Annotated in this window: 10 protein-coding genes; 9 read left to right on the top strand and 1 reads right to left on the bottom strand. The window is 69.3% G+C overall.

What is annotated here, in order from left to right:
- From RIE08_17455 to RIE08_17445, 3 genes are all read left to right on the top strand, one after another.
- A partial coding sequence (locus tag RIE08_17455) for a class I tRNA ligase family protein (GenBank protein MEQ8719398.1) occupies positions 1-800 on the top strand: 800 nt, incomplete at its 5' end.
- Between the two features lie 27 nt (positions 801-827).
- Positions 828-2,300, top strand: coding sequence for a radical SAM protein (locus tag RIE08_17450; GenBank protein ID MEQ8719397.1), 1,473 nt, complete (start codon positions 828-830; stop codon positions 2,298-2,300).
- Complete coding sequence (locus tag RIE08_17445) at positions 2,297-3,151, top strand: methyltransferase domain-containing protein (protein ID MEQ8719396.1); 855 nt, start codon at positions 2,297-2,299, stop codon at positions 3,149-3,151. The genes RIE08_17450 and RIE08_17445 overlap by 4 nt, the downstream gene beginning before the upstream one ends.
- Here RIE08_17445 and RIE08_17440 read toward each other — a convergent pair.
- On the bottom strand, positions 3,121-3,756 hold the full coding sequence (locus tag RIE08_17440) for an SRPBCC family protein (protein MEQ8719395.1): 636 nt from the start codon (positions 3,754-3,756) through the stop codon (positions 3,121-3,123). The two genes, RIE08_17445 and RIE08_17440, sit on opposite strands and share 31 nt — an antisense overlap.
- A 26-nt stretch (positions 3,757-3,782) precedes the next feature.
- On the opposite strand from RIE08_17440, the gene RIE08_17435 reads away from it, so the two are divergent.
- The 6 genes from RIE08_17435 (at position 3,783) to RIE08_17410 (ending at position 8,211) form a co-directional block, all read left to right on the top strand.
- A complete protein-coding gene (locus RIE08_17435; GenBank protein MEQ8719394.1) occupies positions 3,783-4,331 on the top strand; it encodes a hypothetical protein in 549 nt (182 codons plus the stop codon).
- A 38-nt stretch (positions 4,332-4,369) separates the two neighbouring features.
- Positions 4,370-4,744 carry a hypothetical protein gene (locus RIE08_17430; GenBank protein ID MEQ8719393.1) on the top strand — a complete coding sequence of 125 codons (375 nt, stop codon included), beginning with the start codon at positions 4,370-4,372 and terminating at the stop codon, positions 4,742-4,744.
- A gap of 62 nt (positions 4,745-4,806) precedes the next feature.
- Positions 4,807-5,271, top strand: coding sequence for a RimK/LysX family protein (locus RIE08_17425; protein ID MEQ8719392.1), 465 nt, complete (start codon positions 4,807-4,809; stop codon positions 5,269-5,271).
- Positions 5,268-6,485, top strand: a complete 1,218-nt coding sequence (locus RIE08_17420) for a RimK family alpha-L-glutamate ligase (protein ID MEQ8719391.1) — start codon at positions 5,268-5,270, stop codon at positions 6,483-6,485. The genes RIE08_17425 and RIE08_17420 overlap by 4 nt, the downstream gene beginning before the upstream one ends.
- An 11-nt stretch (positions 6,486-6,496) precedes the next feature.
- A complete protein-coding gene (locus RIE08_17415; protein ID MEQ8719390.1) occupies positions 6,497-7,459 on the top strand; it encodes a succinylglutamate desuccinylase/aspartoacylase family protein in 963 nt (320 codons plus the stop codon).
- Positions 7,460-7,485: 26 nt separating this feature from the next.
- Positions 7,486-8,211: a hypothetical protein gene (locus tag RIE08_17410; GenBank protein ID MEQ8719389.1), complete on the top strand. Its 726-nt coding sequence runs from the start codon at positions 7,486-7,488 to the stop codon at positions 8,209-8,211.
- Positions 8,212-8,246 lie beyond the last annotated feature (35 nt).

Below are 8,246 nucleotides of genomic sequence, written 5' to 3'. Positions count from 1 at the left end.
AAGGCCGTCGTGGCCTCGTCGACGAGGTCGGCGAGACGGGCGAGCAGGGCCGCGTCCACGGGCTCGGTGACGGCCTCGAGACCCGGCTCGGCGTGACCGTCGTCGCCGAGGCCGAGCGCGAATCGGCTCGCATTGAGGATCTTGATGGCGAGCTTGCGCTCGGCCTCGGCGACGACGGTCACGCCGAGCCGGGTCTCGAGGCCGTCACCGAGCCCGTGGACGCGGCCCTGCTCGCCCGTCTCGCCGACCTCGTCGACGAGGCCACGACGGCCTTCGAGGGCTACGACTACGCCCGCTGCCTCGAGCGCACCGAGGCTTTCTTCTGGGACCTCACCGACAACTACCTCGAGCTCGTCAAGAACCGCGCCTACGGCGGGTCGGGCGAAGGTCCCGCCCGGTCGGCCCGTGCGACGCTGCGCACGACCCTCGCGACCGTGCTCAGGCTGTTCGCTCCCGTCCTGCCGTTCGTGACGGAGGAGGTCTGGTCGTGGTGGCGTGAGGGTTCCATCCACGCAACCGACTGGCCGACGTCACGGGAACTGCGCGCCGCGGCCGGCGACGTCGACCCCGCCGTGTACACGGTCGCATCCGATGTGCTCGGCGAGATCCGCAAAGCGAAGAGCGAGGCGAAGCGACCGCTGCGCACCGAGGTCACTGCCGCGGTGGTCACCGACACGGCCGAACGACTCGCGGCTCTCGATCAGGTGACCGGTGACGTGTGCGATGCGGGTCGCGTCGAGGACCTCACGTCCTCGACTGGATCGCCGTTCGGCGTCGACGTGACACTCGCGGAGGAATGACTCCCCTCCCCGAGGTGTTCGCACCCCATGGCCACTGATCACCACAGCGACTCCGACGACGTGGAGGTGCTGGCGGAGACGAGCGCGCTGTGCCCCACCTGCCTCGACGTGCTCCCGGCCCGCACGGTCACCCACGGCGGGAAGGTCTGGTTGCGGCGGACGTGCGACACGCACGGTTTCTCCGAGACCCTCGTGCTGTCCGACGTCGAGTGGTGGCGGTGGAGCCGCCAGTTCGTGACCCCGGGCCGCAAGCCGGCCCACCTCGCGTCGGACACGGACCACGGCTGTCCCCACGACTGCGGATTCTGCGACGAACACCTCCAGCACAGCTGCGTCACCGTCTTCGAGATCACCGAGGCCTGCAACCTCACCTGCCCGGCCTGCTTCGCGGGCGAAGCGCACGTGAACCACCGCAGCCTCGCGGACGTCGAGGCGATGGCCCGGGCGATCGTCAAGGCCGAAGGCGGCCAGGCGGACGTCGTGATGCTGTCGGGAGGCGAGCCGACGATCCACCCGCAGTTCCTCGAGATCGCCGACATGCTCGCCGACCACCCCATCCGGTACCTGGTTGTGAACACCAACGGTGTGCGGATCGCGCGCAACCCCGGGTTGGCAGCGGAGATCGCAGCACGCGACATGCTCGTGTACCTGCAGTTCGACGGGTTCGAGTCGTCGACCTACGAGACGCTGCGGGGCGACGGCTCCCTCCTCGAGACCAAGTTGACGGCGCTGGAGAACCTCGCGGATGCGGGTGCGCGCGTCGTGCTCGTCGCCACGGTCGTCAAGGGCGTCAACGACGGTGAACTCGCCGAGATCATCCGCTTCGGGGCCGAGCACCGTGCGGTGAGGTCGGTGTCTCTGCAGCCGCAGTTCGGCGAAGGTCGCTTCGTCCCGTTCGACACCGCCGACCGCATGACGCTGACCGACGTCATCGACTCGATCGACCGGGACTCGACGATCTTCTCCCGGTCGGACTTCGTACCGATCCCGTGTTGTGACCCCATGTGCACCGCGGCGACCTACGCGTGGGTGAATGACGGGGTCGTCACACCCGTCACGCAGATGGTGCCGGTGGAGACCTACCTCTCCTACATCGAGAACACCGCCATGCCGAACCTCTCGGAGGTCTACGAGCGCGACGCGGCGGAGATGCGCGCCGTGCTGATGAAGCTCTACTCGAAGTCCGCGCCAGCGGGGAGTAGCCGCCAGGCCGACGCCTTCATGTGCGCGTGCGAACCGCTGATCGCGGAGATGGACCGCGTCGACGACCTGCCACAGCAGATCTTCGCCGTGACGATCGAGGGGTTCATGGACAGGTGGATCTTCGACGCCGAGCGGGTCAAGAACTGCTGCATCTCCGAGGCGCTCCCCGACGGGCGGATCATCCCGTTCTGCGCCTACAACACCCTGTACCGGTCGGCCCCGGACCACCGACCCCAGCCGGGACCCGTCCCGACGGCCGGGCCGGGCGAACACAGCGTCACGATCGCCACACGATGAGCGGGGTGCAGCTACCCGTCGCGCCGGGCGAACCGGCCGACGTCAAGTCGTGCTGCGGCGACCTGTGGTCGCATCCCGCGGTCCAGCTCCTCGCAGGGGACGCGTTCCGTCCCGGAGGCACCTCGCTGACGGCCCGGCTGGTCGAATCCCTCGAGCTCGCGCCGGATTCGACCGCGCTCGACATCGGGTCCGGGACCGGCGCGACGCTGCGGTGGCTGGCCGGCGCGGGCATGACCCCGTTCGGAATCGACGTGTCCGCCGGGCTGGCGGCCGAAGCCGCCTCGACCGCAGCCGGCCCCGTCGGACGCGCCGACGCCGAACGTCTCCCGTTCGTCACCGCCTCGTTCGATCTGGTGCTCGCCGAGTGCGTGATGTCGGTCTTCCCCGACAAGCGGACCGCGCTCGCAGAGATTCGCCGGGTGCTGCGCCCCGGGGGCCACCTCGTCATGTCCGACGTCGTCGTGGCGGGCCCGCTCCCGCCCGAACTGGATTCCCTCCTCGGCTGGATCGCCTGCGCCTCGGGAGCGCTGTCGACGCAGGGTTGGGCCGGACTCCTCGCGGAGGCCGGCTTCATCGTCGCCACTCCCGGCGACCACCGGCGCGACGTCGCCGACCTCGTCGCCCAGGCACGGCGACGCCTCGCCATGCTCCAGGGGGCGGTGGCAGCCGGGATCGTCCCACCCGGCCTCGAACTCGCCCCACTGCCGGGAATCGATTTGGTGATGCCCGACGTGGCTTCGCTACCCATCGGCGACGCCCTGAAGCTGGGCCAGGACGTCCTCGGTCGCGTGTCGGCGGCCATCGACGACGGGACGATCGGCTACGTGTCGTTGCTCGCCGAGTCGTCCTGAGCCGACCCCGGGTCGCCCCGGCGCTCGCGACGGCGGCGCGCCTGCGCCCGTTCGGTGACCGCCTCTATGGACTTCTCGACGTGGTCGCGCACCGTGTCGGTCCAGATCGGCACGACGGCGAGACGCGCCGCGAGATCGCCCATCAGCCACCAGTCGAGACCGATCTCGCCGGTGTAGGTGAAGCGCGTGGACTGCCCGTCGATCTCCTCGAGGACGAACTCCTCGGTCGCGTGGGGCACCGGACCACGCAGATGACGGAACCGGATCCGTTCGGGTTCTTCGAATCCGACCGCCTCGACCGTCACGGCACGGTACGGGCCCACGTCGGTGTGGTGCGCCGCGACCACCAGGTCCTCGCCGCGCTCGACGATCTCGAGACTGTCACGCATCTCACGGGGGATCCGACCCAGGTAGTGCCCGGTGAACTGCTGCCAGACCATCTCTCGGGGCGCCGCGATCTCCCAGGTGAGCGGACCCAGCGCATGGGTCGTGCGCCCCCAGCCCGTGTCGAGGGTCAGCCGCCCCGTCGCCATGAGCGCGACGAGGCTGGCGACGCCGCCCGCGAGCGCGCCGCTGAGGGCCAGGGTCGTCGGTCGTGGTGCCACGGTGCTCGGTTCCTTTCGATGGGTTCGTGCAGGGAACATCTGGCCTCGCGCTGCGATTCCCGCGATCGTTGGTGATGGCCTACGACATCGTGATCACCCGCAGGCTCCCGGGCGAGAGCTGGGATCGCACGCTGGAACGCATCGAGCAGTCAGCAGACATGATGCCGCCCCGGCTGAGCGCGCCGATGACACGGTGCTGGGAACGCGCCGCGAACCGTATCGCCGGTGCGGATGCCGAATTCGGTCGCGGTCGGGTCAACCGCCTCGAGTTGACCGTCGAGTCGCCGACCGTGAGGGTCATCTTCGAGGAACACTCGGCTTTCGTGTCGATCCCCCACGCGCACGGCGCACACGACGCGACGAGCGCGATGACCCGTGTCGCCGAGGTCGTCTCGGTGATCTGTGAGGAGTCCGGCTGGTCCGCCTACGACCAGCAACTGGAATGCGAGATCACCGATTCCGCCGATCTCATCGGCGACGGCGCCCGTCACCTCGAGTCCGCTGCCGGCACGCTCGACCGGGACGACGACACCACGGCGAACCCGAAGAAAAGGTGGTGGCGGTTCGGGACGTGAACAGCCCCGGAAAATCCACCACCTGAGGTTCGCACCCGATGGCCGGCGGGGGCATGCTGGTGGGGATGAGTCGCACCGAACGCCTCGTGACGGCGAAACCGGCCATGGCCCCCACCGCGGCGGACCCCTCGGCCAACGTGTTCTCGACCTCCATTCTCGTGTCGGGTGTGCGCTGCCTGCTCAGCTACATCGTGTTCCCGTGGGCACTCCCGCTGTTGGGCCTGGCCGGCGGCGTCGGTCCCGCGCTGGGCATCGCGATCGGAACGGTGGCCATCGGGTTCAACATCGCGAGCATCCGCCGTTTCTGGATGAACGACCACCGGTGGAAGATCCCGATCACCGTGATCAACGTGTCCGTGATCATCCTGCTGTGCATCCTCATCGGTCTCGACATCGCCGAAGTGGCGGGCTGACATATCCCGCAGCAACCGTGCAGCGGTGCTCGCTGGTCGCATTGACGTACCCTGCCCCTCTGATGGCCCGACGCCCCCCGAGACAACGACCGGTCGTGGGGTGGCGCGAGTGGCTCGTCCTGCCCGAGCTGTGTGAGACGCCACTCAAGGCGAAGGTCGACACCGGTGCGAGGACATCCGCGCTGCACGCGTTCCGCCTCGAGGTCGTTCCCGGCGAGGCCGGGCCGGTCGCCAGCTTCGAGATGCACCCGGTTCAGCGCTCGGCGCGGGGCGCGGTCCGCGTCGAATGGCCCGTGCAGGGCTTCCGGCGGGTCCGGTCGTCCAACGGCAAGGTCGAGAGTCGGCCGGTCATCCGCACCACCGCGAGTGTCGGTGGCATCACCTGGCCGATCGACGTGACGTTGACCTCGCGCGATGCCATGGGTTTCCGGATGCTCCTCGGGCGTTCGGCCCTCAAGTCCCGGTTCGTGGTGGATCCCGGACGTTCCTTCCTCCAGCCCGCCCCCGAAAGGATCCCCGGCGAATGAGACTCGCAATCCTGTCCCGCTCCCCCAACGCATACAGCACGGCCCGGCTCAAGCGGGCCGCACTCGAGCGCGGTCACGAGGTCAAGGTTCTCAACACGCTGCGGTTCGCGATCGACCTGTCGGGCGACGAACCCGACCTCATGTACCGGGGGCGACAGCTCTCGCACTACGACGCGGCCCTTCCCCGCATCGGGGCGTCGATCACGTTCTTCGGACTCTCGGTCGTCCGCCAACTCGAGCAGATGGACGTGTACACGCCGAACACCTCGGCGGGCATCGCCAACTCCCGGGACAAGTTGCGGGCCACCCAGATCCTGTCGCGCCACCGCATCGGCATGCCCGCCACCATGTTCGTGCGCGACCGCGCGGACGTACTCGCCGCCATCGACCAGGTCGGCGGCGCTCCCGTCGTCATCAAGCTCCTCGAGGGGACTCAGGGGATCGGCGTGATCCTCGCGCCCGACACCAAGGTCGCCGAAGCGATCATCGAGACGCTGCAGAGCACCAAGCAGAACGTCCTGCTCCAGAGCTTCGTGAAGGAGAGCAGGGGGCGCGACATCCGCGCGCTGGTGGTCGGCGATCGTGTCGTCGCCGCCATGCGGCGGGTGGCCCAGGGCGACGAGTTCCGCTCGAACGTCCACCGCGGCGGAACCACCGAGGTGGTCGAACTCGACGAGCAGTACACCGAGGTCGCCGTGCGCTCAGCACAGATCATGGGGCTACGCGTCGCCGGGGTCGACATGCTCGAAGGCGACGACGGTCCGCTGGTGATGGAGGTCAACTCCTCGCCGGGCCTCGAGGGCATCGAGGGGGCGACCGGCCTCGACATCGCCGGCGCGATCATCGACTACATCGCGGCCCAGGTCGCGTTCCCCGAACTCGACGTCCGCCAGCGGCTCACCGTGAGCTCCGCCTACGGGGTATCGGAACTCCACGTGCGCGAAGGGTCCGACCTCGTCGGACGCACCATCGGCGACTCCGGCCTGCGAGACCGCGACATCACGGTGCTGACCCTGACCCGTGGGACGACCGTGATCCCGAACCCGCGCTCGAGCCGTGAACTCGAACCCGAAGACCGTCTCCTGTGCTTCGGCAAGCTCGAGTCGATGCGCGACCTCGTCCCCGAACGGCGACGGCGCAAGGCGCGCACGAAGGTCCAACCGCTGCCGGAGGACCCCATCGAGCCGCCCGACGGGGCGGTCGGCACACCGTGACAGCGCGCCGGGTGAGCCGGGCGCCGTTCACCATCGCGGAGACGGAGGTGCGCGCCGGGCGCCGGGCCAAGCTCGAGCTGCCGATCGCCCGCCTCACGTCGGGCACGCCGGTCGCCCTGCCGGTCCTGGTGATCCATGGCACGGCGGACGGTCCGACCATCTGGCTGAGCGCAGCAGTGCACGGAGACGAACTGTGCGGCGTCGAGGTGATCCGTCGTGTCCTCGCCACCGTCGACGCCCGCAACCTGGCCGGGACGGTGATCGCCGTGCCGGTCGTCAACGTGCACGGCTTCAACACCGGCGACCGCTATCTCCCCGACCGCCGCGACCTCAACCGTTCCTTCCCGGGGTCTCCACGCGGATCGCTGGCGTCGCGCGTCGCCAACCTGATGATGACCGAGATCATCGGCCGTTGTTCGATGGGGATCGACCTGCACACGGGGTCCGATCACCGCGTGAACCTGCCCCAGGTCCGGGGCGACCTCGACGTGCCCGAGGTGCGCAAGCTCGCCGATGCATTCGCAGCGCCGCTGATGCTGCACGCCCGCACCCGCGACGGGTCGCTGCGCGAGGCCGCCACGAGGGCGGGCGCGGCCACGCTGTTGTTCGAAGGCGGCGAGGCCGACCGCTTCGACGAGTGGAGCATCGGAACCGGAACCGACGGTGTGTTGCGGGCCATGCAGTCGGTCGGGATGATCAGCGATGCGCCGGCCCCCGCCCATCCGTCACGGTCGTCGCGGTCGTCGGCCTGGGTCCGCGCGACCCGCAGCGGCATCACCCATCTCGACGTCGCACTGGGGGACACCATCGGCGAGGGCGACGAGATCGCGGCCATCCACGACCCGTTCGGGAAGCGACTGGGCACGGTGCGCTCGCGCCTCGCCGGGATGGTCATCGGTCACACCCGCCACCCGCTCGTGAACCGCGGCGACGCGATCGTGCACATCGCCGAACTCGAACCGGTGATGACGTGAACTTCCCGAGTCTCTAGGGTCATGGCATGGCCGACGACCCCGCCGACCGAACCGACCCCGCGCAGGGACGTCGGCCCATGGCTCACATGCGGCCCTCCGGCGACAGTGGCGAACCTCGCAACCGGGCGACACAGCGCCAGTGGCTCCCGATACTCGGACTCGTCGTCGCGCTCGTCGTGACCGGCCTGATCTCATCGGCTCTCGCCGGCGACGACGACACGGCGGCGACAGTGAGCGGATCTGACACGAGCGACGACACCGACGACGGCGTGTCGCCCGCGGTCGCCGCCGGCGACCCGACCAACCCGCCCGACGGCACCTACCGGGGAACGTTCACCGACGAGTACTTCGCAGCCTTCGCCGACGCGCAGGTCACCGACAACGAACTCGTGGTCGAGGTCGCCGACGGCGTCGTGACCGCCGTCAACGGAGGCTGGACGGCGAACCGGGTACCGGCACAGAACATCGACGGCATCGTGGTCTGCCGCGCCACCTACGCAGCGATCCACGACCTCGTCGAGCCCGAACCGCTGGGCGGTGGAACCGGAAACGCCTCGGTCGAGTTCCTGTTGTTCCGGGACGGATTCGAGGCACAGCCGGAGATGCCCGAGGGCGAGAGTTGCGATCCGAGCCTCGCCCTACCGGTCGAACTGGTCTACTCGGCCGAGTTCACGTTCACGGGTGACACGGGGCGCGTCCAGTTCACCGATGCTGACGGCGAGCAACGCGGACTCATCACACTGACGATGTAGCGATCGCCGCGGCCGAAACCCGGCCACGCACACGC

This window comes from Acidimicrobiales bacterium, assembly GCA_040219085.1.
In the GTDB taxonomy this organism is placed as follows: Bacteria; Actinomycetota; Acidimicrobiia; order Acidimicrobiales; family JAVJTC01; genus JAVJTC01.
Note: the sequence above shows the minus strand (reverse complement) of the source record. Positions and strands in the feature narration are given on the sequence as shown.